General features: G+C 65.0%; 23 protein-coding genes and 1 pseudogene. 10 read left to right on the forward strand and 14 right to left on the reverse strand.

Going from position 1 to position 20,883, the window contains the following annotated elements; genetic code table 11:
* Window positions 1–5 precede the first annotated feature (5 nt).
* The 3 genes from J2W49_RS08325 to J2W49_RS08335 form a co-directional block, all read right to left on the reverse strand.
* Complete coding sequence (locus tag J2W49_RS08325; RefSeq protein ID WP_405001003.1) at window positions 6–845, reverse strand: crotonase/enoyl-CoA hydratase family protein; 840 nt, start codon at window positions 843–845, stop codon at window positions 6–8.
* Window positions 846–1,023: 178 nt separating this feature from the next.
* A complete protein-coding gene (locus J2W49_RS08330; protein ID WP_310314230.1) occupies window positions 1,024–2,355 on the reverse strand; it encodes a c-type cytochrome in 1,332 nt (443 codons plus the stop codon).
* Window positions 2,352–2,990, reverse strand: coding sequence for a c-type cytochrome (locus J2W49_RS08335; RefSeq protein WP_310314233.1), 639 nt, complete (start codon window positions 2,988–2,990; stop codon window positions 2,352–2,354). The genes J2W49_RS08330 and J2W49_RS08335 overlap by 4 nt, the downstream gene beginning before the upstream one ends.
* A 164-nt stretch (window positions 2,991–3,154) precedes the next feature.
* Between J2W49_RS08335 and J2W49_RS08340 the strand changes: the two genes are divergently transcribed.
* The 6 genes from J2W49_RS08340 to J2W49_RS08365 all read left to right on the forward strand — a co-directional run bounded on the left by J2W49_RS08340 (window position 3,155) and on the right by J2W49_RS08365 (window position 9,119).
* Entirely contained in the window at window positions 3,155–3,421 is a 267-nt protein-coding gene (locus J2W49_RS08340; protein ID WP_310314235.1) for a cysteine-rich CWC family protein, read from the forward strand.
* 112 nt (window positions 3,422–3,533) lie between these two features.
* Window positions 3,534–5,027, forward strand: a complete 1,494-nt coding sequence (locus J2W49_RS08345; protein WP_310314237.1) for an MFS transporter — start codon at window positions 3,534–3,536, stop codon at window positions 5,025–5,027.
* 280 nt (window positions 5,028–5,307) lie between these two features.
* A complete protein-coding gene (locus tag J2W49_RS08350) occupies window positions 5,308–6,072 on the forward strand; it encodes a class II glutamine amidotransferase (RefSeq protein WP_310314240.1) in 765 nt (254 codons plus the stop codon).
* Window positions 6,073–6,301: 229 nt separating this feature from the next.
* On the forward strand, window positions 6,302–7,321 hold the full coding sequence (locus tag J2W49_RS08355; protein ID WP_310314243.1) for an ABC transporter substrate-binding protein: 1,020 nt from the start codon (window positions 6,302–6,304) through the stop codon (window positions 7,319–7,321).
* A gap of 125 nt (window positions 7,322–7,446) precedes the next feature.
* Window positions 7,447–8,262: an ABC transporter ATP-binding protein gene (locus J2W49_RS08360; RefSeq protein ID WP_310314247.1), complete on the forward strand. Its 816-nt coding sequence runs from the start codon at window positions 7,447–7,449 to the stop codon at window positions 8,260–8,262.
* 29 nt (window positions 8,263–8,291) lie between these two features.
* Window positions 8,292–9,119 (forward strand): ABC transporter permease, encoded by an 828-nt coding sequence (locus tag J2W49_RS08365; RefSeq protein ID WP_310314251.1) that lies wholly within the window; start codon window positions 8,292–8,294, stop codon window positions 9,117–9,119.
* 31 nt (window positions 9,120–9,150) lie between these two features.
* Here J2W49_RS08365 and J2W49_RS08370 read toward each other — a convergent pair whose 3' ends face one another.
* From J2W49_RS08370 to J2W49_RS08390, 5 genes are read right to left on the reverse strand one after another with little or no spacing between them, the layout of a single operon-like run.
* The gene (locus J2W49_RS08370; RefSeq protein ID WP_310314255.1) at window positions 9,151–9,573 is read right to left on the reverse strand and encodes a hypothetical protein; all 423 of its coding nucleotides are present in this window, start codon (window positions 9,571–9,573) and stop codon (window positions 9,151–9,153) included.
* Window positions 9,570–10,118 (reverse strand): TetR/AcrR family transcriptional regulator, encoded by a 549-nt coding sequence (locus J2W49_RS08375; protein ID WP_310314257.1) that lies wholly within the window; start codon window positions 10,116–10,118, stop codon window positions 9,570–9,572. Before J2W49_RS08375 ends, J2W49_RS08370 begins: the two co-directional genes overlap by 4 nt.
* 7 nt (window positions 10,119–10,125) lie before the next feature.
* Window positions 10,126–10,509 carry a DUF6463 family protein gene (locus J2W49_RS08380; protein ID WP_310314261.1) on the reverse strand — a complete coding sequence of 128 codons (384 nt, stop codon included), beginning with the start codon at window positions 10,507–10,509 and terminating at the stop codon, window positions 10,126–10,128.
* A 60-nt stretch (window positions 10,510–10,569) separates the two neighbouring features.
* Window positions 10,570–11,715: an alkene reductase gene (locus tag J2W49_RS08385; protein WP_310314264.1), complete on the reverse strand. Its 1,146-nt coding sequence runs from the start codon at window positions 11,713–11,715 to the stop codon at window positions 10,570–10,572.
* 3 nt (window positions 11,716–11,718) lie between these two features.
* Window positions 11,719–13,050: an SGNH/GDSL hydrolase family protein gene (locus J2W49_RS08390; RefSeq protein ID WP_310314267.1), complete on the reverse strand. Its 1,332-nt coding sequence runs from the start codon at window positions 13,048–13,050 to the stop codon at window positions 11,719–11,721.
* A 109-nt stretch (window positions 13,051–13,159) separates the two neighbouring features.
* Between J2W49_RS08390 and J2W49_RS08395 the strand changes: the two genes are divergently transcribed.
* A complete protein-coding gene (locus J2W49_RS08395; protein ID WP_310314270.1) occupies window positions 13,160–14,113 on the forward strand; it encodes a LysR family transcriptional regulator in 954 nt (317 codons plus the stop codon).
* Window positions 14,098–14,307 (forward strand): DMT family transporter, encoded by a 210-nt coding sequence (locus J2W49_RS08400; RefSeq protein WP_310314273.1) that lies wholly within the window; start codon window positions 14,098–14,100, stop codon window positions 14,305–14,307. Before J2W49_RS08395 ends, J2W49_RS08400 begins: the two co-directional genes overlap by 16 nt.
* Before the next feature lie 107 nt (window positions 14,308–14,414).
* On the opposite strand, the gene J2W49_RS08405 is transcribed toward J2W49_RS08400, so the two are convergent.
* Window positions 14,415–15,023, reverse strand: coding sequence for a TetR/AcrR family transcriptional regulator (locus J2W49_RS08405; protein WP_310314277.1), 609 nt, complete (start codon window positions 15,021–15,023; stop codon window positions 14,415–14,417).
* Window positions 15,024–15,098: 75 nt separating this feature from the next.
* Between J2W49_RS08405 and J2W49_RS08410 the strand changes: the two genes are divergently transcribed.
* Window positions 15,099–15,479, forward strand: a complete 381-nt coding sequence (locus tag J2W49_RS08410; RefSeq protein WP_310314279.1) for an NAD(P)H-dependent oxidoreductase — start codon at window positions 15,099–15,101, stop codon at window positions 15,477–15,479.
* A gap of 24 nt (window positions 15,480–15,503) precedes the next feature.
* Here the strand turns inward: J2W49_RS08410 and J2W49_RS25735 are convergent.
* The 4 genes and pseudogenes from J2W49_RS25735 to J2W49_RS08425 all read right to left on the reverse strand — a co-directional run.
* Window positions 15,504–15,863, reverse strand: a pseudogene (locus J2W49_RS25735) (GNAT family N-acetyltransferase); the annotation flags it as partial.
* A 69-nt stretch (window positions 15,864–15,932) separates the two neighbouring features.
* On the reverse strand, window positions 15,933–16,379 hold the full coding sequence (locus J2W49_RS08415) for a hypothetical protein (protein WP_310314281.1): 447 nt from the start codon (window positions 16,377–16,379) through the stop codon (window positions 15,933–15,935).
* Window positions 16,369–17,031 (reverse strand): DUF4304 domain-containing protein, encoded by a 663-nt coding sequence (locus J2W49_RS08420; protein WP_310314284.1) that lies wholly within the window; start codon window positions 17,029–17,031, stop codon window positions 16,369–16,371. The genes J2W49_RS08415 and J2W49_RS08420 overlap by 11 nt, the downstream gene beginning before the upstream one ends.
* 351 nt (window positions 17,032–17,382) lie before the next feature.
* Window positions 17,383–18,084: a class I SAM-dependent methyltransferase gene (locus J2W49_RS08425; protein WP_310314286.1), complete on the reverse strand. Its 702-nt coding sequence runs from the start codon at window positions 18,082–18,084 to the stop codon at window positions 17,383–17,385.
* 140 nt (window positions 18,085–18,224) lie between these two features.
* Here J2W49_RS08425 and J2W49_RS08430 point away from each other — a divergent pair, with 140 nt between their 5' ends.
* Window positions 18,225–18,971, forward strand: coding sequence for a PQQ-dependent sugar dehydrogenase (locus tag J2W49_RS08430; protein ID WP_310314288.1), 747 nt, complete (start codon window positions 18,225–18,227; stop codon window positions 18,969–18,971).
* Window positions 18,972–19,155: 184 nt separating this feature from the next.
* On the opposite strand, the gene J2W49_RS08435 is transcribed toward J2W49_RS08430, so the two are convergent.
* Window positions 19,156–20,880 (reverse strand): type III effector protein, encoded by a 1,725-nt coding sequence (locus J2W49_RS08435; RefSeq protein ID WP_310314290.1) that lies wholly within the window; start codon window positions 20,878–20,880, stop codon window positions 19,156–19,158.
* Window positions 20,881–20,883 lie beyond the last annotated feature (3 nt).

The raw sequence follows: 20,883 nt of genomic DNA on the forward strand, positions 1-20,883 counted from the left end.
CGCATTCAATGCCCCGTGAACTTGGGCGGTCGTTTTTCGATGAAGGAGCGCACGCCCTCTTTGGCGTCTTCGCTGTTGGAAAGGCGCTGCTGCACGGTCTCGAACTCGCCCATGGCCACCAGCGGGCCGTGCTCCAGCGCCTTCAGCACACTGTGGCGTGTGGCCACCACGGCCAGTGGGGCCTGCAGGGCAATGGCACGGGCAATGCGCACGGCCTCGGCCAGTTCCTGACCGGCGGGCACCACCCGCTGCACGAAGTTCAGGCGAAGCGCCTCGGCGCTGTCGAACTCATCGCCGGTGAGCAGGTGCAGCATGGCATTGCCCAGTCCCGCCCGCTCGGCCATGCGCAGCGTGGCGCCACCGGTGGCCATGATGCCGCGCCGCACCTCCAGCTGGGAGAACCGCCCGTTGTCTGCCGCCACCACGATGTCGGCTGCCAGCATCAGCTCGATGCCCAGCGTGAAGGTGATGCCCTTGACCGCCACCACCATCGGCTTGTTGCGGCGCCGGTAGCCGGCACGCCCCAGGTCGGTGGGGTCCACCAGCCCGAACGGCACGGCCCGCTCACCGCGCTGCATGAGCGGCGCAAAACTCGGCAGATCCAGCCCGGCCGTGAAGTGATCGCCATGCGCATGCAGCACCCCCACCCGCAGCGCTGCGTCAGCGTCCAGCTGCGTATAAGCCTCGGCCAGCGCCGCCATCATGGCCGGCGTGAACCCGTTGCGTTTGGCGGGCCGGTCAATGCCGATCAGCAGTACACCGTCCTGCACTTCGCAGGTGATGCGGCCGTCGGGTGGCGAGGGTGAATCCGATGTGAAGGCGGTGGTGGTGTTCATGGCCACCATCTTAGGATTCAAGACGCGCCATCGCCATCGCCTGCGCGACGGATGAACCCAACTCGAAGACTCGACATGAGGAGGTCTCCGGCGCGAGGTGCCTTCTTCCAGAACACCCGTGGAACTGGCTTTGCCAGGCCACAGGGTGTGTCCCCCTTTCAGGGGGGACGCGAAGCGGCGCGGGGGGTTAACGAATTTTGCTCACCTCCAGCGGCGTCACCGCACTGGCCTGGTTGCCCCACGACCGGCGGACGTGGGACGCCACGGTGGCAATCTCGACATCGGTGAGCAGTGTGCGGTACGGGGGCATGCCAAATGGCTGGGGATGGCCTTCGGTGGTCGGCGCGAAGCCTCCGCTCAGAATGGCTTGCACCAGATTCACCGGCGAGTCCATGAGCACGGCCCGGTTGCCCGCCAACGGCGGGTAGGCATGGCGCGCACCCTGACCCCCCGCTCCGTGACAGTCCATGCAGTGGGTTTCGTACAGGCGCTGGCCCAGTTCGCGATCCCATGGAGCGGGCGCTGCCTTCGCAGGCGGCGCGGCCACCCGCGGCTCAAGGCCCTGAAGGTAGACGGCCATGGCGCGCAGATCGGGCTCATTGAGGTGCTGGGTGCTGTGAAACACGACTTCGGCCATGGGCCCCATCACGGAGGCCGATGCGTCTCGCGCCACGCCAGTCTGCAGCAGACGCACCACGTCGTCTTCGCGCCAGTCGGTCACACCGCCTTCGCGACGGTCGTGCAGGGAAGGCGCGTACCAACCCTGCTCGTGCATCAATCCGCCTGTGAATTCGGCCCCGCTGGACACCCCGGCCAGCCTGTCGCGTGTGGCGTGACAGGCCGCGCAATGGCCCAGGCCCCGCACCAGGTAGGCGCCACGGAGCCACTCGGCTGCGCGGGACGGATCCACCGCCGGCCCAGGCTGTGGCAGCGCCGTCTCGGGGTCGAAATACAGCGCCCGCCACACCGCCAGTGCGGTCTGCGTGCCGAACGGAAAACGCAGCGCATGAGGCGGGTTGGGTCGGGACACCGGCGCCTGACTCTGGAGGAAGGCGTAGAGCGCATCGCTGTCTACACGGGTGATGTGGGTGTAGCTGGTGTAGGGAAACACCGGGTTGAGCAGGCGCCCGTCGCGCGACTGGCCGTGGCGCATGGCGCGCCAGAAGGCGTCGGCGCTCCAGCGCCCCAGGCCGTGTTCGGGATCGGGCGTGAGGTTGCCCGGGTAGACACGGCCGAAGCGCGTTGCGATGGCCACACCGCCGGCGTAGGGCGCCTCGCCGCGTTCGGTGTGGCAGACCGCGCAATTGCCGGCGCGGGCGAGGTAGGCGCCGCGCTCCACCAGTTGAGGCGATGCCGCCGGTGCCGGGTCGGCCGCCGGCGGCAGCGCGGGCACGGCGAGCTGGGACACCAGCGCCACGGCAGCACCGGCCAGCATCAGCACGCTCAGCCCCCCCGCCAGCCACAGGAAGCGGCGCGCCACGCGCGATGCACCGCCAGAGGCCTTCATGCGCTCGATCATGGGCGGCTCCCCTGCTGCGCGTGACTGCCACAGGCCATGGGCAAGGCCTGGTCCGTTGCGGGCGCCGCACGGGTGTTCGCGGGCAGGGGCTGCGCGGCAAGCCAGCTGGCGGCCGCGCTCACCTCCTCAGCCGACATGCGCCGGGTGATCTCGCCCATGCAGTCCGGCTGGCTGGCCCGACGCAAACCGGTTCGCCACGCACCCATCTGGCCGATCAGGTAGTCGCGGGGCAAGCCCAGCAGACCCGGTATCGCCCGCCCAAGACCCGTGAGTGCCGACCCGTGACAAGCCATGCAGGCAGGAATGCCGCGCTCCGCATCACCCTGGCGCACCAGCGCCTCTCCTCGCGCCAGCACCTCGGGCGACACGGCCGGTGGCTGCGGCGGCGGGTAAGGCAGGTCCAGACCGGCGAAGTGCGCGGCGATGTCGCGCAGGTACGCCTCGGACAGGTTGTCCAGCAAACGGGCCATGCCTTCGTTCTGCCGGCGCCCGTCGCGGAAATGCAGGAGCTGGTTGTAGAGGTAGTCCACCGGCTTGCCGGCAATGCGCGGAAAGTAGCCGCTGCTGGTGGCGCGGCCCTGGGCACCATGGCACAGGGTGCAGGCCTGCATGCGCTGGGCCATGGTGTCGGGCACGGTGCGGGGATCGGGTTCAGCGGCCTGTGCCCCGAATCTGGCTTGCCCAAGCCACAATGCAAGAAAAACGAATGCGAAAAAGCGGAGGAATGGAACATGTGGCATGGCCTTTCGAAGCTACCACAGCGCCCCACCCTTCCGCGTAGACCGGAGACCGAACCCCCATGAAACCCACATCCCACCCTCCCCCACCCGCCAGCGGCTTTGACCCGACGCGTTGCCCCCTGTGCGGCGGCGACAACCGCTGCGCCATGGAAGTCGAACGGGAAACCGGGGTGCAACAGCCGCCTTGCTGGTGCGTGTCCGCCTCCTTCAGCCCGGACCTGATGGCCCGTCTTCCCACTGAATCCGCGGGCAAGGCCTGCATCTGCCCAGACTGCGTGGCGCGCTTTGCGGCCGAAGCACAGGGCCGCACTGCAGCTGACCGATGAAGGGCTTGATCGCCTGCAGCTGCACCGCAAGCCCAGCGCCCAGCCACGCTGACCGTTGCAGACATCGCCGGGTGCAAACCCGATAAGCTCGAAGCCCCTGCAACCCGCACCCATGAAGCCCGACGACCACACCCTGCCCACCCTGCGCGAACGCTATGGCGAGCGCTACCGCTGGTTGCTGCTGCTGTCGGTGATGGTGGGTACCATGGCGGCCATCATGTCGTCCACCATCGTCAACGTGGCCATCCCGGACATGAGCCAGCACTTCGCGCTTGGGCAGGAACGCGCGCAGTGGGTGACCTCCGGTTTCATGGCCGCCATGACGGTGTCGATGCTGACCACGCCCTGGCTGCTGGCGCGCTACGGCTACCGCCGCACGTATTCGGGCTGCATGTGGTTGCTGCTGGTGGGCGGTGTGGTGGGTGGCTTTGCGAACGACTTCCCGCTGGTGCTGGCCGCGCGCGTGGCCGAAGGTCTGGCCGCAGGCGTGGTGCAACCCATCCCGGCCATCATCATCCTGCGCGCCTTTGAACCGCACGAGCAGGGGCGCGCCAGCGGCATCTTCGGCATGGGCGTGGTGCTGGCGCCGGCCATTGGCCCCAGCATCGGCGGCGTGCTGGTCGATGGGTTTGGCTGGCGGTCCATCTTCTTCATGGTGGTGCCGTTCTGCCTGGCCTCGCTGTACCTGGCCAAACGCTTCGTGCCCACCACATCGCCGGGCGGCGTGGCGGCCAACCCGCAAGGCGCCGCACTCGACTGGCGCGGCCTGACGCTGGCCGCTGCGGGCACGCTGTGCCTGCTCAACGGGCTGGTGGAACTTCAGGGCGGTTCACCGGTCACCGGCATGGTGCTGATGGGCGTGGCCGCGTTGCTGTTGCTGACCTTTGTATGGCTGCAGCGGCGCACCCTCAAGGCCCGGCGCCGCCAGCCCGAGGAAGGCGTCGACCCGCTGATGAACCTGTCGCTGTTCAACGACCGGCGTTTTGCCATGGGCAGCATCGTCGCCTTCATCTACGGCATTGCGCTGTTCGGCTCCACCTACCTGCTGCCGGTCTACATGCAGATGGGCCTGGGCCTGTCGGCCTCGTACGTGGGCACCATCCTGCTGCCGGCAGGCCTGGTGCTCGCGGTCACGATCGCCATCGTGGGCCGCCTGGCCGACCGCCAGCCCACACACCGGCTGGTGAGCATTGGCCTGGTGCTGCTGGCCGCCTCGTTCGCGCTCATGGTGTCCATTGACCTGAGCCGCCCGGGCCAGATCATTCCCCTGCTCATTACCTGGGCCATCCTGGGCCGCATTGGCCTGGGCTTCATCCTGCCCTCGCTCAACATCGGCGCCATGCGCGGCCTCGACCGCAGCTTCATCCCGCAGGGCTCCAGCGTCATCAACTTCCTGCGCATGCTCGGCGGCGCGGCCGGCGTGAGCCTTTGCGGCATCGTGCTGGAATGGCGCGTGGCCGCCCACGGTGCGCTGCTCGACACCGGCACCACCAGCCCGGCCCGCATGGCGGCGTTCAATGAGACCTTTGTCATGCTGGCGGTGATTTGTGGGTTGGCGATTGTGGCGGCGCTGCGTCTTCGCGAGCGCCAGACTGGAGGACAATGAGCCCCTCACCCTCAGGAACAGCAATGCGTGTGAACAGCCGCCCGGAGCGAAAGGCTCCTTCAAGCACACACCGTGGAGCCGGCTTTGCCGGGCCACCGGCGTGGTCTCCCCTTCCAAGGGGGAAGGCGCGCAGCGGCGAAGGGGGCAGCCCCCAGACGCACAACTGGCCGGAGCGAAGGGTTTCCTCAAGCACACGCCGTGGAACCGGCTTTGCCGGGCCACTGGCGTGGCCCCCCCTTCCAGGGGGGAAGACGCGCAGCGGCGCAGGGGGGTCTCTCTAGTGTGTCAATTGCTCGGCCTCAACTGCGCCACCCCCACCGACGCCTCCTTCAGCTTCACCGGCTTCTGCCAGCGCGGCGGCAACACCGACCACCACGCCGATGGCTGGGGCATCGCCTTCTTCGAGGGCAAGGGCCTGCGCCTGTTTGTCGACCACGAAAGTGCCTCGCAGTCGCCCATGGCGGAGTTCCTGCAGCGATACCCACTCAAGAGCCGCAACATCATCGCCCACGTGCGCAAGGCCACGATTGGCGAAGTGGCCCTGGAGAATGCCCACCCGTTCGTGCGCGAACTATGGGGCCGGCATTGGGTGTTTGCGCACAACGGCGATCTCAAGGATTATTTTCCGCCGCTGCACGGCCACTTCCGCCCGGTGGGCACCACCGACAGCGAGCGCGCCTTCTGCTGGCTGATGCAGGAACTGGCCAAGTCGCACGCCAGCCTGCCCGACGTGCACGAGCTCACCCTGACCCTGCGCGAGCTCATTCCGCAGGTACGCCGCTTTGGCACTTTCAATTTTTTGCTCTCGAACGGCGAAGCGCTGTGGGCGCACTGCAGCACCAAGCTGCACTGGCTGGTGCGCCAGCACCCGTTTGCGCAGGCCACGCTGATGGACCGTGACTGGACCGTGAACTTCGCCGAACTCAACCACCCCGGCGACCGCGCTGCGGTGGTCGTCACCACACCGCTGACCAGCAACGAGCAATGGGCCGCGTTCGAGCCCGACGAACTCAAGGTGTTCATGGACGGCCTGCCCGTGGGGTAGAACCCACCCCCGCGCCGCCTTCGGCGTCACCCCCTGCAGGGGGCACACCTTTGGACCGGCGAAGCCGGATCCTCGGTGTTGCTGGATGGAATCGCTTCGCGCCGGGTCTGGCCTTGGGCATAGGGCCAACCCTGATACCCCCGTGACCCATCGGGCGGCGGTCACGGACTATCATGGTCCGGCACCCCTTGCAGGGTCAACCGGTTCACATCACAACAGGAGACACAGCATGAAAAGACGCGATCTGATTGCCGGCGGCCTTGCCGCGGCCACCTTGCCCACCTTCACCTTCGCCCAGGGACTTGAGAAGCCCAAGGCCACCATCGCGGTGGGCGGCAAGAACCTCTTCTATTACCTGCCGCTGACCATCGCCGAACAGCTGGGCTACTTCAAGGACGAAGGGCTGGACCTGACCATCGTGGACTTTGCTGGCGGCTCGCGCGCGCTCGCTGCGGTGGTGGGCGGCAGCGCCGACGTCGTCTCTGGCGCTTTCGAACACACGGTCAACATGCAGTTCAAGGGCCAGCCCATGCGCGCCTTTGTGTTGCAGGGCGCAGCCCCTCAGATCGTGCTGGGCTACAACCCCAAGACCATGCCCAACTTCAAGGGTGTGGCCGACCTCAAGGGCAAGAAGATCGGTGTGACCGCACCAGGCAGCTCCACCAACGTGATGGCCAATTTTGCGCTGGCCAAGGTCGGCTTGAAGCCCGGCGACGTGAGCTTTGTGGGCGTGGGCGCCAGCAGCGGCGCGGTGGCCGCCATGCGCGCGGGCCAGATCGACGCCATGAGCAACCTCGACCCGGTGATCACCTTGCTGCAACGCTCGGGCGATCTGAAGATCATCTCGGACACGCGCATCGTGAGCGAAGCAGAAAAGGTGTTTGGCGGTCCCATGCCCGGAGGCTGCCTGTACTGCCCACAGTCCTTCATCGACAAGAACCCCAACACCGTGCAGGCCATGACCAACGCCATGGTGCGGGCCAACAAGTGGATCCAGAAGGCCGGCCCGGGCGACATCATCAAGGTGGTGCCCGAGAGCTACCTGCTGGGCGACCGCTCCATCTACATCGACGGCTTCCTGGCTGCACAGAAGGCGCTGTCGCCCGACGGTACGTTCCCCGTCCGGGGCGCCGACACCGCGTTCAAGGCACTGGCCAGTGTGGACGCCGAACTCGCCAAGGCCAAGCTGGATCTGGCTGCGGTCTACACCAATGCGTTTGCTCAGAAAGCCAATCAAAAATTTAGGTAACCCCCCGCGCCGGCCCTTGCGGGCCGTCACCCCCTGCTGGGAGGGGGGGGACACCTGAGGCCCGGCAGAGCCGGTTCCTCGGTGTCCTTGGACATTGCCTTGGCGCTTGAACATCTTTTCTTTATATGCAACATCCAGCCATCGAACTGCAGGACGTGGCCTGCACCTTCATCAGCAAGGACGCACCCGGCCAGCGCTACACCGCTGTGGAGAACGTGTCGCTGACCGTGGGTGCGGGCGAGTTTGTGAGCGTGGTGGGCCCCACCGGCTGTGGCAAGAGCACGCTGCTCAATGTGGCAGCCGGGCTGCTGACGCCGAGCAAGGGGTCGGTGCGCATCTTCGGTGAACCGCTCACCGACATCAACGCTCGCGCCGGCTACATGTTCCAGACCGAGAGCCTCATGCCCTGGCGCACCGCCCGCGACAACGTGCTGGCCGGCCTGCAGTTCCGTGGCGTTCCCGAGGCCGAGGCGCAACAGCAGGCCGACGACTGGCTGCGCCGCGTGGGCCTGGGTGGCTTTGGCGACCGCTACCCGCACCAGATGAGCGGCGGCATGCGCAAGCGCGCCAGCCTGGCGCAGACCCTGGTGCTGGACCCAGACATCATCCTGATGGACGAGCCGTTTTCTGCCCTCGACATCCAGACCCGGCAGCTGATGGAGAACGAGGTGCTGGAACTGTGGCAATCGAAGAAGAAAGCCGTGCTGTTCATCACGCACGACCTTGATGAGGCGATCGCGATGAGCGACCGCGTGGTGGTGCTCAGCGCCGGCCCGGCGAGCCACCCGATTGGTGAATTCCATATCGACATCGACCGGCCGCGCGACGTGGCCGAGGTGAAGGCCACGCCGCGCTTCATGGAGCTGCACGCCGCCATCTGGAGCGTGATGCGCGAGGAAGTGCTCAAGGGCTACCAGCAACAGCTGCTGAAAGCCGCGTGACGCGCGGCACCGAAAATGAAACCCAAACCATGTGGAATCTGATCAAACCCCGCGCAGCCACGCTGCGCATCTGGCAAGTCGGCATTCTGGTGATGCTGTTCGTGTTCTGGCATGTGATGACCAAGCCGGGCCTGGTGCCCACCTTCATGTTCGAGAACGACCGCCAGGCCGCCTTCTTTTTTGGAGAACCACTGAAGATCTTCCAGCGCATCTGGGTCTGGTTCGTCACCGACGCCGACATCTACAAGCACCTGTGGGTGACCCTGGCCGAGACGGTGATGGCGTTTGCCATTGGTGCCGGTGCCGGTCTGGGTGGCGGTCTGTGGCTGGCGCTCAGCCCCATGGCATCGGCCATCCTGGAGCCCTACATCAAGGCCTTCAACTCCATGCCACGCATCATCCTGGCGCCCATCTTTGCCGTGTGGTTCGGCCTGGGCATGGGCTCCAAGGTGGCGCTGGGGGTAACGCTGGTGTTTTTCATCGTGTTCTTCAACGTCTACCAGGGCGTCAAGGAAGTGAGCCCGGTGGTGCTGGCCAATGCGCGCATGCTGGGCGCCAACCGCAAGCAGTTGCTGCGCCACGTGTACCTGCCCAGCGCCACCAGCTGGGTGTTCAGCTCGCTGCACACCAGCGTGGGCCTGGCCTTTGTGGGCGCGGTGGTGGGCGAGTACCTGGGCTCTTCGCAGGGCGTGGGCTACCTGATCCTGCAGGCCGAAGGCCAGTTCGACATCAACACCGTGATGGCCGGCATCCTGGTGCTGACCACCTTCGCACTGGTGCTCGACGCCGCCGTGGGGCGCATCGAGAAGCACCTGATGAAGTGGCAACCCAAGGCGGGGGAGACGGAGAAGCTGTGAGTGACGGGCCGCTGTTGCAAGCGGTCCGGTTTCAAGTGACCAGGGCCATGCCGTGGGCGAGCGCGTAGACGCCACAGATCAGTGAAGACACGATCATGAAGCGTGTGCGCATGGGCGCCAGCACCGGCACAAGCAACAACGGCGCAAAGGCCCTGACCGCATAGATGGCGGTGATGGCCATGAGTGCTGCCTGTGGCACGGGCAGGGCGGGAAAGTGACCACCCGCCGTCATGGCGTAAGCACCGAACAGGCTCAAGGCCGTGGCGATGGCCAGCGTGACCACCGTGGGCCATGGGTGGCGGCGTTCGGCCATGCGCGCCATGGCTTCGCCCGCACCAAAGAACCGGTACCAGGCAGGGCCACCCAGCACGATGCCCACATGCAATGCGGCCGCCAGGAAATCCAGCCCGGCGGCCCAGACCCAGGCGCTCACCGGACCACCCGCGGTGCTCACGAGGGGTTCCCCATGTTGGCGAATGCCATGGCTTGCAGCGCGTGGTCCATCTGCACGGCATCTGCAGGTGAAATGAACGCCTGCAGGTGCTGCATGCCCACCAGCTGCGCGTAGGCCATCTTGGCCAGCATCACGGCCTGTGCGTCGGAGGCGCCCATGCGCTGAGCCAGTTCCACCAAGTACGCCAGGCGCTGGGCATCCACCTCACGCACGGTGGCGGCCACTTCGGCATGGCTGTTGGCCCAGGCTCGCATGGCCACTTCGGGGCGCATGTCTTTCTGGTAGACCAGTTCGCTCAGTCGCTGACTGCGAGCGTATGGATCATCGATGCCCGCCACCGCCTGAATGAGCTGCTGTGTGTAGGTGGTTTTCCAGTACTCGAGCAGGGCGCTCACGTAGGCGGCATGGTGCTTGAAGTGGTGATAGAACGAGCCCTTGGTGACGCCCAGCACCTTGCACAAGGTGTCGATCTTCAGGTGCTGGGGGCCCTCGGTGCTCAGCAGGTGCAGGCCTTGTTCCAGCCAGTCGGTGCGGCTCAATTGCATGGGAGCCTCATGCCGGATTCAGTGCGGTGCGGGGCGGCAGGGCGACGCGCAATCCCAGGGGCATGAACAGCCAGGCCCCTGAAATGGGCAGCACATAGGCCACCAGCACACCCGTGGCGAGCAAAGCCCAACCCAGCGCCACAGGCAGCGACCCGAACCGCTGCAGCCACTGCTGCATGAGCCAGCCCAGCGCGATCCAGCCCAGGCCCGCCACCTGAAACCACAGCACCGCGAAGCGGTCCATGTGCAGGGTGTCCACGCCTTCGATGCTGTGCCACCACCCGGCGTCGTGCCAGGCCGCCAGGATCTCCCAGCCCAGGATGAGTCCGATGCCGCAATGAATGATCCCGATCGCCACCAGCAACCAGCCGGCTTTTTGGTATGCCCACATGAAACGCTCCTTTGAAGTTGTTTCGTGTGGCGGAAAGAATACCATACTGAACGGTATGTTTCAGGTGGTGTCTGTGGGAGGTCGCCCATTTGAGGACGGCAAATCACTGCCATGCGTCGAATAGTCCACATAGCCCGCCGCGCCACCGCCGAAGAAAAGACGGGCATCGGGTTCCTGAAGTGGCCAACCGTGGCGAAGGCGCGCCGGCAGGTCGGGGTTGGCAACGAACGGGCGGCCAAACCCGATCAAATCTGCCCAGCCCTCGCGCAGGGCCACTTCGGCGCGTTCGGCCGAGTACTTGCCGGCATAGATCAGCGTGCCGGTGTAGATGAGGCGCAGCGCCTCCTTGAACGCTGGCGGCATCTCGGGTGCGTCCTCCCAATCGGCTTCGGCAATGTGGAGGTAAGCAACGCCGATCTCATCAAGCAGCTTGGCCGCTGCCAAGTAGGTGGCCTGGGGGGTGTCGTCCACGGTGCCTTGCAAGCTTGTCAGCGGTGCCAGACGCACGCCGACGCGTTCGCGCCCCACCACGGCCACCACCGCCTCCGTGACTTCGCGCAGGAAGCGCAGCCGCTTGAGCAGCGTTCCGCCATAGCCGTCGGTGCGGGTGTTCGCCCGGGAGTCGATGAATTGATTGATGAGGTAGCCGTTTGCAGCATGCAGTTCGACGCCGTCGAAACCGGCTTCCAAGGCATGGTGTGCAGCGGCGGCAAAGTCCTGCACCACCTGCATGATCTCAACCTCGCTCAGAGCGCGCGGCGCCGAGTGCTGCACCATGACACCGACGCCGGCTTGAGGTCCAAGGCCCTCGGGGTCGATGAAGACCTTGACGCCTTCGGCCGTCAGTGGAGAAGACGACACCGGCGATGCGCCGCCCGGTTGCATCGACACGTGAGAAACCCGGCCAACGTGCCACAACTGGGCGAATATGTGGCCCCCGGCGGCATGCACGGCATCGGTCACGCAGCGCCAGCCGGCCACCTGCTCGGGGCTGTGGATGCCGGGGGTCCAGGCGTAGCCTTGGCCTTGCTGACTGATCTGCGTGCCCTCGCTGACGATCAAGCCGGCAGAGGCGCGCTGGGCGTAATACGTCGCCATCAGCGGTGGGGGGACGTTTCCGGTCCCCGCGCGCGAACGCGTCATCGGGGGCATCACGATGCGATTGCTCAGGTTCAGCTTGCCCAGGCGGTAAGACTCGAACAGCATGATTCAGCGCTCCTGTTTGGTGGTCGGCATGCTTCCGTTCGGCGTACCGATGCCCTTCAGCAAGGTTTCAAGATCAACGGAATCGGCCATCGCGCGGTTGCCTTCGTCTCCGGGGTGCAGCCGGTCACCAGAATCGAAACGCGCGCCAAGGCGGGCCGGATTGGCGGGGTCGCGCAGCACCGCGTCGAAGTCGATCACCGCATCGAACACACCGCTGTCACGGATCCAGTCGTTCAGTTGCCGCCGCAAGGCGTCTTTGTCGGCGTGGTAGTAGTTGTCCAGGGGTGTACCGGGCAAAGCGCCTTCAAATGGCGTGAGCGTCGCGCCGATCACACGGACGCCATGGCTATGGGCCTGTGCGACCAACTGGCGATAGCCTGCCTGCAGGGTCTCCAGTGTCGGCCGCAGACTGGTCGGCGCGAACGCGGTGCCAGGCCAGGCGATATCGTTGATGCCCAGCATCACAATGACGCTTTGCACACCCGGCTGGGCCAGCACATCGCGGTCAAACCGCGCCAGGGCGTTGACGCCCATGCCATCGGACAGCAGGCGGGCACCCGAAATGCCCGCGTTGACCACGGCCACGCCATGCGGAGCCAGACGAGTGGCCAGAAAATCTGGCCAGCGACTGTTCTTGTCCAAGGTCGCGGTGGCCCCGTCGGAAATGGAGTCGCCAAGCACCACGAACGCGCGCGGTGTCTGCGCCGTCTCCACCTGAATCCCTGTCAGAAGAAGGCGCGCCGTGGTGTTCAGCACGGATTCGTGTCCCGCCCTCAGTTCCCGGGCCAGAGTCTGATTGCCGGGGACGATCCAGGCGCTCTGGCGACCGTCCCAATGGAAGGTGGCTACCGGCGTCGCTTCAGGCAGATACAGACTCACGGCGACTTGCTCGAGCGCAGCGATCGGCAACTCAACAGGATCACTGAGCAGTGATGCGCCTGGCAGGATCGTCGCTGCCTCTTGGCCGCCAAAGGTCACGCGGCGCACACTGCCAGGGATCACGGTGCTGCCCGCCCCCGGCATTGCGACAGTGGCCCCGCCCACGACGAGTGGCTGCCGACCAAAAGCGTTGGACAACACGATGCGCAGACGTGCCCCACCCAGGCTGACGCGCGCGATCTGGCGCACTGTCTGGTGGTGCAGCACGGGTGGAACGTTGGTGGGGAGGAGGAAGTCCGGTCCCCACGTGGGTTGAGGACTGGCCTGCCAGGTCGTTACCCAGTTTGCAGTGGCCGCAGTCGCAATTGCGGGGGAGCCACCGAGGACGGCACATGTCAAAAGCGCGAGAGTCAACACGGCTTTGACGGCGGACATGGAGAAAGAGACGGTGTTCATGTTTGTGAATTCATGGCCTGAAGAAGACCAAATAATGAATTCAACGACTCAAATGGACTAGACTGCCGCCTGGAAAAACACATGTGACTTGAACTCACAAGGAGGCGGCATGGCCCGCTTGGAAGTCAACCGATCTGGTGAGCTGGAGGTGCTCACCCGCGTCATTGAATTGGGCGGTTTTTCTGCCGCTGCCCGGGCCTGCGGGATGACACCCTCCGCCGTGAGCAAGCTGATTTCGCGCATGGAACAGCGTCTGGGGACACGACTGTTGAACCGGTCCACGCGACAGCTTCAACTCACCCCGGAAGGCTGTGCCTTTTATGAACGCGGCGTGCGCATCCTGGCCGACCTGGACGAAGCAGAACGCTGCGTCAGTGAGCGCTCAGCACCGCGTGGGCGGCTGCGAGTGAATGCGAATGTGCCGTTCGGACACCATTTCCTGCTACCGCTCGTCCCGGAATTTCTGGAACGCCATCCGGGCATGACTCTGGACATCGTGCTGACCGATGAGGTCATCGATATCCTGGAGCAACGCACCGACGTGGCGGTGCGAGCCGGTCCGCTTAAGAGCTCGAACCTGATGGCGCGCAAGCTCGGTCAAACAAGAATGGTCATCGTGGGCGCTCCCGGCTATCTGGCGCGTCATGGCACGCCGTTGACACCGCAGGATTTGACCCAACACAATCGTCTGGGTGCGAACTACGTGCGTGCCCAGCCGGGCTGGCCATTGCGGCAAGGTGGCGAGGACGTCGTGGTGCCGGTGACCGGTAACGCACAGGCCAGTGATGGCGAGGTGCTGCGTCGCCTGGCGCTCGCCGGCGTGGGGTTGGCGCGACTGGCCGCCTTTCAGGTGCGCGAAGACGTCGCCGCCGGTCGATTGCGACCCGTGCTCGAAGACTTCAATCCAGGCGACAGCGAGGAAGTCCATGCCATATACGTCGGCCAAGGCGGGTACCTGCCGCTGCGTGTGCGCGCCTTTCTTGACTTTCTTGTAGAGCGCGTCGACATCGGTGCGGGAGCCGCTGGGGCCCGGGCATCGTCGACATCGTGGCTGCAGCACTGAGCTTCGTGGGTCTGTCCGTCGCCCTGCGCCATCTCCCCGTTGGCACGGCCTATGCGGTATGGGTGGGTATCGGTGCTGTTGGCGTAACACTTGCCGGAATCCTGGCGCTGGGTGAATCGGCTTCGCCACTGCGTCTTCTTTTTCTCGCGGGAATCACTTCAAGCGTGGTGGGGCTGGTCTTGATCGAGAGCTGAGCACGTGCGCTCGCAATTGCTTGTTTTTGAAATGCTGGCTTTTGGGTTGGCCTGAAAGCTCACCCTGGATGAACAAGCGGCGACGCACCCGCATGCAGGCACCGCTTTCACTTCCTCCGCGTGATGCGCAGAATGGCGTCGTAGATCTCGTCCTCTGCATCCACCGGATCGAGCTCGCCTGCGGCCGCCGCAAATGACACAGCCTCCGCTGTTCCCAGCATGGCGCGCATGCCTGCGGGCCCAATTGGCTGTTTCGAAAACGGCTGGAGCGCCGCCTGGCACTTCGCCGAGAACGCGGCCTCGTGCTTCTTCTTCACGGCGTCGAGCTCCGGCGACCCGGCCAGCGCGGCGCTGATGCCGGGCATCTCGCGGCCCATTTCCACGACGCAGTTCACATATGCGCTGGCGATCACCCTTGCAACGGCCGGGAGCGACTTTGCGGACGCACTCAGCGCCTCGTCCATCAGTGCGTGTTGCCGGCTGTCGTATTCCCCGTAGAGGGCGGCGAGCAAGCCGGTTCGTGTGCCGAAATGGTCGTACACGACGGGTTTCGTCACACCAGCGCGCTCCGCCAGGTAGCCCAGCGTGAGCGCGTCCGTTCCCTCGCTCCTCACGATGGCCCATGCATTCGCCATGAGCTGGCGGTTTCGGTCCTCCTTGGGCAGGCGCTTCTTCGCAGTGGTTTGAACCGACAACTTGGGTTGTTTGCTTGACATTTATAACCTACCAAAGGTAACCTACGATAAGTAATCTACCAAAGGTAGTTTACATCTCAACCTCAAGGAACCAGCATGCACGCTCTCATTGTCATCAGTCATTCAGACCCCCAGTCTCTCACCCACGCCATCGGGCGCTCGTTCGCCGAAGGTATAACGGCATCAGGCGACCACAGCGTCGAGATCGCCGACATCGCCGCAGAAGGCTTCGACCCGACTTTCAATCAGGCAGACCGCAGCGCCTATCTTCTCCAGAAGCCCGTGCCATCGGACGTCCTGCGCGAGCAGGCGCGTATTGACCGGGCCGACGCACTTGTGCTTGTCTACCCCGTCAACTGGTGGTCGTTTCCCGGCCAGCTCAAAGGCTGGATTGATCGCGTATTCTCCAACGGATGGGCCTATGACGAGGCTCCCGACGGCAAGCTCAAGCGCCGACGTATTTCGAGCAAACACTGAGACTCGGAGCCATCGAGCCGAGTGAGAAGCAACGAAACTGACAGCGCGAGTCATCAGCATCTTCCCCAAACCGTGACCACGAGCTGAATCGGCAACATAGAGGTCTACAACTCTGGCCTCATGGGTCACACCGTCAAGCGGCTCGGCAACAGGAACAGCAGCAAGTACCGAGATAAAGCCAACAACCTGGCCTCCCGACTCGGCGACGAAAATTGCGCCTTTCCACATGGCGCACTTCTCCTGTAGGTCGGCGAGGTATCGACTTGAAATCTGGCACCCGGGGGGCATCCTCGCATCCTGCGCGCGACCAAAGTCCTGGAGCTCGCAGATGTATGTCCTGACTACATCGGAATCTAGCTCCGCGCTGAACTCTCGGATACGCATCGCTACCTCCTTGAACGTCCGCTCCTGGCCGACTATCGACGTTGCCCTCGCTTTTCACTGCTCCCGTCGCTATTTGTAAAGTTCATCCCACGCCAACTTCTCTTCGACCAGCTCGTCAAGCTCCGAACTGTCCAATGAAGACACCAGTGCTCCGAGCTTGATCTGACCCTTGCACAATGCAAGTGCGCCCAGGATCGCTTGTACCGTCAAATCATCGTCTCGCAACGGCAAATCAATCAAAGCAAGGGCCTGCATCTGCTGCAATGCGGCTTGGTAGTCGTCAATGAGCCAACCGGGCAGCGGCGGGTTACTTGTTCTGTGCCGCTCGACCTCAATCGTGGATACGAGCCCGTAGAAGTTCCAGTCGCGCCGATCTGTCTCCGCTGCTATGCGGACCAGGTGAGGGACGGCGGCATACGAAGCCTCGTCAACATCTCCTTGATGGTGAAGATCGTTCCACAGATCTTGCCAAGCGTCCTCACCTCGTTCGAGTCGCGACAGGGCGTCAGATGGCACGGTTTATGGCTCCTTCCACGCTATCGAATAGCGCGGTGAAACACTTCGATGCCACAGCCTCATCGAGCTTCTCGCGGGCTAAGTCTTGCATTCCCATGCTGAGGGCAACATAGCCCGTCATGTAAGACCGGATAGGCGAAGGGCGCCTTCCAAAGCCCCAGAGCAATTCCATGTCTTCGCCGTCCTCAAGAAGCACTCGCAGAACTTCGCTGCGGTCGCTGAGCCTACCAAACCACCGGTGAACCTCGGGAAGCTGTCCAACCACGTCCTGAATACTCCACGGAAGGTTCCTTCCTTCGTTGTCGACTGACCATACGCCGCTTTGCTTACTTCCGGGCTGTGAGACTGTCGGGCTGAGCCTACCCCTGAAATTGCACTCGGATTCTTGGGGCATGAGCTGTCCCTCTTTTGTCTTGGGCGGCCACGTCGGCGGGACGTAGGTCAGATAGCAGCCTAAGTTCACGGAGAACGAAAAAGGTGTCACGCCCATGACGTCTGCGTTGTATCGGTTGAACGACTGGAAGTTGACGACATCAACTTGTCCTTCGCTATCTCGCCATGCAGTCCTTGAGCTGAACCTCGTGAATCCCTGCTCTTTTAGCAGTGGCCAAATCCGCCCTCGAATTTCCTTGGTTACTGCTTTGCTGTCCATTTGGGTGCCTCTCCTCGTTACCGCTAGTGTCTTACCGCAGTTGAGATGCTACTTCGCTCAGGGCCGGGGTCGCCAGTCCAAGTGTGGAGAAGCGTTCCGTGGCGCGGCGCCTTCCAGACCGCAGAGGCCCTATGACTGCAACACGTCCCACAGCCGCCACTCGGGCCAGCGCCGGGCGTATTGATCAACAGCCGCTTCGAGGCAGTCAAGTTGAGTACGCCTGGCAACGCCCACCGACCGCAATCGCTGCAGAGCGACCCTTCACTGGCCGCCACGAATGCTCACAAAGGACCGAGCAAGCACTGCAATTAATGCAATTTCCACGCAGTTAAGCATCGCGAGTGCAAGAGATCAGGCATACCCCACCCAGCCCCGGAACGTGAACCCCGCGTAGAACAGCTGAACATCGCGGAACCCGGCCTCGCGAAGAATGGTCTCGTCCTGTGCGGGCGTCAGCACCGGCAGCTCGCGCTGCACGTTTTCACGCGCCGCGTTGGCCTGCGTTGGCGTCACGCCTGATGCAGTGATGTAGGCGGCGTAGCGGGACATCCAGCGGTCGCGCTCCTCGCTTTGTGCGCCGCCCTCCACGCTCATGTGTGCGGCCACGAAGGGTGCGCCGGGCTTCAGGCGTTGGTAGATCTGTCGGGCCATGGGCGGCCGCTCTTCGGCCGGGACGAAGTGGAAGGTGAGCAGGCAGGTGGCGCCGTCGAAGGGGCCGGCGGGGGCGTCTTGCACATAGCCTTCGTGGAGTGCCACGCGTGATGCCAACGGCCCCAGCCGGCGGGCGGCCAGGTCGAGCATGGCTGCGCTCGGGTCCACGCCGTCGAACTGCCAGCCGGCATGCGCTTTTGCAAGGTCTTCCAGTTCAAGCCCGCCGCCCGCGCCCACCACCAGCACGCGGCCTTGGGGCGGCACGCGTTCAGCCAGCAGCACGCGGGTCATTTGCAGCAGGCTGTCGAACCCGGGCACGTTGCGGCGCGGGCCCTGGGCGTAGTTGGCAACGGCCTGGGGATCGTTGAAGACGGTGTTGGAAGTGGCAGGTGGCTCGATCATGGGCAATGATCCTGGAAACAGCAGTTGACCGCACTCTAGCCGATGGAAATCCCCAGGAAAGGCCGGCGCGGCGACCAGCGGCGCATTCAATGTGCGGAGCGCACGGACCTTTTTCCTCATGCGTTCAGACAATTGCGCCCATGCGACTATCGCCCACCTTGCTGCTCGCCTCGGTGCTTGCGTTGGGGCTGCTGAGCGCGTGCGGTGGCGGTGATGGTCCCAAGTTCAAACGCACCACCGAGCCTGTCCCCGTGGCCGAGCTGCCTGTCGCGGTGGGGAATCCTTCGGCCATGGCGTTTCTGCCCGACGGCCGTTTCGTCGTTGTGGTGCGCGACGTCTACGTGCGCCTGTACGAAGCCGACGGCTCAAGCTACATGTACCTCAATCACGCCGCTTTCCGCAATGTCGTTCGGGGTTCGGAACACACCGGCTTGCTGGACGTGGCGGTGGACCCGGACTTCGCCAGCAACCGACGGCTCTACTTCACGGTCACTGAAGCGTCCGTAGCGACCTACGGCACGGCGGCGGTGCGTGCGGAGATGACCGACGATCAGGATCTTGCGAACCCTGAGGTCATCTACCGTCAGCTGCCGAAGGTCAGCGGCCTCATGCACTTTGGTTCGCGCATGGCGCTCGACCGCGAAGGCCATCTCTTCGTCATGCTGGGTGATCGGGAGAGCGTCGAGCAGCGCGAGTTCGCACAGGACGTGACGCGGGGAAACGGCAAGGTGGTGCGCATCACCACCGAAGGCGATCACGGCGCCCGGGCGCAATTACGGCTGGCCCGCTATCGACTGCGCCGGGGCCAAGTCGGCGCGCCACAGTGTAGGCCTCGCATGTCGCGCCTACTCGTCGAGCTGGGTCGCTGCGCCCAATCCGTGCGCTGATCCGGCAGAGCTGCGCCTGCCGGACGGCGCACAGCTCAACCTGTCATGGACGCACGCAGCAGAACGCTGGTCTCTGCGCGTCGATCGAAAGCGTGTTCAACCGCGCGCTCTAGGCAACCCAGACCACGACGGGCTGGGGCTGACCGCCACCTTCATGCACTGACCTGAAGGCTGCCCCGGTGCCTTACACCAGCGGGCGTTGAGTGGCCTGCGCGTCGACGCTTTCCTGGCGCTTGGCCTTCATGGCGTTGTCCCCGGCGGGGATGTCTTTTGCGAGCGCATCGAACCAGGGCTTGATCGCGGCGTGGATGCCCACCGCATTGCCCAATGCCAGCACCGCACGCTGGGCGGGGCCCTCGACCGCGCTGGCAAGCATGTTCGTGACGGTGGCAGCGGCGCTGGTTCCCACGGTTGCAGCCGCCATCTCCCCCGCCCGGCGCACACCGCTGGCCACGACGTTGTCCACGGTGTGCCGGACCCGGTTCGCCGTGCTGGCACTCTCCGCACCCGGCGTCGTCGGTAGCGGTTCGGCCAGCGGGCCGGCGACAAAGGCTTGTTTCACAGCGGCGGCAGGAACGCTCACCACGCTGGTCAGCCCGTTGCCGACAGCCTTGAGCGTGTCTCGGATCTCTGCCATCCGGCTGCGCTGTTCCGCGCCTGAGGCCACCGCAGCGCCACCCATCTCGATGTCGAGTGGGCCGGCTTGAGCAGGCGCAGCAGCGCCCATGTGCTTGGCAAAGAACAGCGGCACGGCGTTCGTCGGCACCTGGGCCAGCATCGCTGGGCCATCGGCCAGACCCGCCGCAACCGCTTGACGCAAGTCATCGATCTTCGGGATGTCCATCGTCGCGACCGACTGGCGAACCGCCATGGTGGCGCCGATCGCCGCGCCCGCTGTGGCTGACACGGCCAGGCCCACACTCACCTGCCCGGCCACGCCGAGCGGTGTGGCGCCCTGCATGGCAAAGCGGCCCGCTGTGATGGCATCGAATGAAATCTGGCCCAACTTCACGTTGCTCGCGCTGGAGATGTTCGTGATCTCGCCCTGGTTGGCCTTGACCTGGTCACGCAACTCGTTGCCGGAACCCGGCTTCAATTGGTTCATCAGGGCGACGGTCTCATCCGGCACCACGGCACGCGCGTCGATGGGGTTGAACTGCCGCGGCATCAGGTTGAGCACCGGCGTGACCACGAACTGCCCGGCCAGGTTTCCCGCAGCGCCGGTGGCCGCCCCAAGCGCCCATTGCTTCACGCCGCTTGCAAGCGAATGGCCCACCGCCTCCGAAGACAAGGTCGAGGCCGGTGCCGCACTGCCGCTGATCACACCGCCCGACTGCTCCGCGCCGCGAGCGGCACGCGCGGCCGCATCACCGGCGGCCGCGCCGCTGTTGCGCCCCAGGCCGAAGGCCATGGACGTGCCGGCCACGGCGATGCGCGCCACCGACAGCACGAACGGCAACACGCGGTCGAGCATCTGCGCCGAGTGCTTGCCGTACGCCACCGCCTGTTCGTGAGCGCTCATCTGGGCATCGGCTTGCGCCAGGTTTGCGCCCAAGGCGGCCTGCAGGGGCTGGCTCGAGGCCGACGGTTGAGCGGCCTGCTTCACGCCCTTGATGCCAGTGGCCACGATATCCACGGCCAGTGACGCAGCCGGTTTCGCCACGGCACTCGCCAGACCCCCGAGCGCCTGGGCCACGCTGGAATCGGCCACGGCGGCAGCTGCCTGCGGCAGTCCCACGCGGCGCGCCATGCCCGCAGCGCCATCGACAATGGCCGCCACCCGCGATGGCGGGGCGCCCTCAAGGGCCACTTGGGTCTGCGGCGTGGAGGGTGCAGTGCTGGTGCGGCCACCCGAGGGAACAAGGGGCTCCGGGCTGCGCGTGGGCGTCGTGCCCGTGACAATGGACATGCT

The organism is Hydrogenophaga palleronii, from assembly GCF_031457455.1.
Classification (GTDB): domain Bacteria; phylum Pseudomonadota; class Gammaproteobacteria; order Burkholderiales; family Burkholderiaceae_C; genus Hydrogenophaga; species Hydrogenophaga palleronii_A.

Excerpts from the sequence above, each read along its gene's own strand:
- J2W49_RS08325 (WP_405001003.1), bottom strand. The coding sequence starts at position 845 with ATGGTGGCCATGAACACCACCACCGCCTTCACATCGGATTCACCCTCG.
- J2W49_RS08330 (WP_310314230.1), bottom strand. The coding sequence starts at position 2,355 with ATGATCGAGCGCATGAAGGCCTCTGGCGGTGCATCGCGCGTGGCGCGC.
- J2W49_RS08340 (WP_310314235.1), top strand. The coding sequence starts at position 3,155 with ATGAAACCCACATCCCACCCTCCCCCACCCGCCAGCGGCTTTGACCCG.
- J2W49_RS08345 (WP_310314237.1), top strand. The coding sequence starts at position 3,534 with ATGAAGCCCGACGACCACACCCTGCCCACCCTGCGCGAACGCTATGGC.
- J2W49_RS08355 (WP_310314243.1), top strand. The coding sequence starts at position 6,302 with ATGAAAAGACGCGATCTGATTGCCGGCGGCCTTGCCGCGGCCACCTTG.
- J2W49_RS08360 (WP_310314247.1), top strand. The coding sequence starts at position 7,447 with ATGCAACATCCAGCCATCGAACTGCAGGACGTGGCCTGCACCTTCATC.
- J2W49_RS08365 (WP_310314251.1), top strand. The coding sequence starts at position 8,292 with ATGTGGAATCTGATCAAACCCCGCGCAGCCACGCTGCGCATCTGGCAA.
- J2W49_RS08375 (WP_310314257.1), bottom strand. The coding sequence starts at position 10,118 with ATGCAATTGAGCCGCACCGACTGGCTGGAACAAGGCCTGCACCTGCTG.
- J2W49_RS08380 (WP_310314261.1), bottom strand. The coding sequence starts at position 10,509 with ATGTGGGCATACCAAAAAGCCGGCTGGTTGCTGGTGGCGATCGGGATC.
- J2W49_RS08385 (WP_310314264.1), bottom strand. The coding sequence starts at position 11,715 with ATGCTGTTCGAGTCTTACCGCCTGGGCAAGCTGAACCTGAGCAATCGC.
- J2W49_RS08390 (WP_310314267.1), bottom strand. The coding sequence starts at position 13,050 with ATGAACACCGTCTCTTTCTCCATGTCCGCCGTCAAAGCCGTGTTGACT.
- J2W49_RS08395 (WP_310314270.1), top strand. The coding sequence starts at position 13,160 with ATGGCCCGCTTGGAAGTCAACCGATCTGGTGAGCTGGAGGTGCTCACC.
- J2W49_RS08405 (WP_310314277.1), bottom strand. The coding sequence starts at position 15,023 with ATGTCAAGCAAACAACCCAAGTTGTCGGTTCAAACCACTGCGAAGAAG.
- J2W49_RS08410 (WP_310314279.1), top strand. The coding sequence starts at position 15,099 with ATGCACGCTCTCATTGTCATCAGTCATTCAGACCCCCAGTCTCTCACC.
- J2W49_RS08420 (WP_310314284.1), bottom strand. The coding sequence starts at position 17,031 with ATGGACAGCAAAGCAGTAACCAAGGAAATTCGAGGGCGGATTTGGCCA.
- J2W49_RS08425 (WP_310314286.1), bottom strand. The coding sequence starts at position 18,084 with ATGATCGAGCCACCTGCCACTTCCAACACCGTCTTCAACGATCCCCAG.
- J2W49_RS08430 (WP_310314288.1), top strand. The coding sequence starts at position 18,225 with ATGCGACTATCGCCCACCTTGCTGCTCGCCTCGGTGCTTGCGTTGGGG.
- J2W49_RS08435 (WP_310314290.1), bottom strand. The coding sequence starts at position 20,880 with ATGTCCATTGTCACGGGCACGACGCCCACGCGCAGCCCGGAGCCCCTT.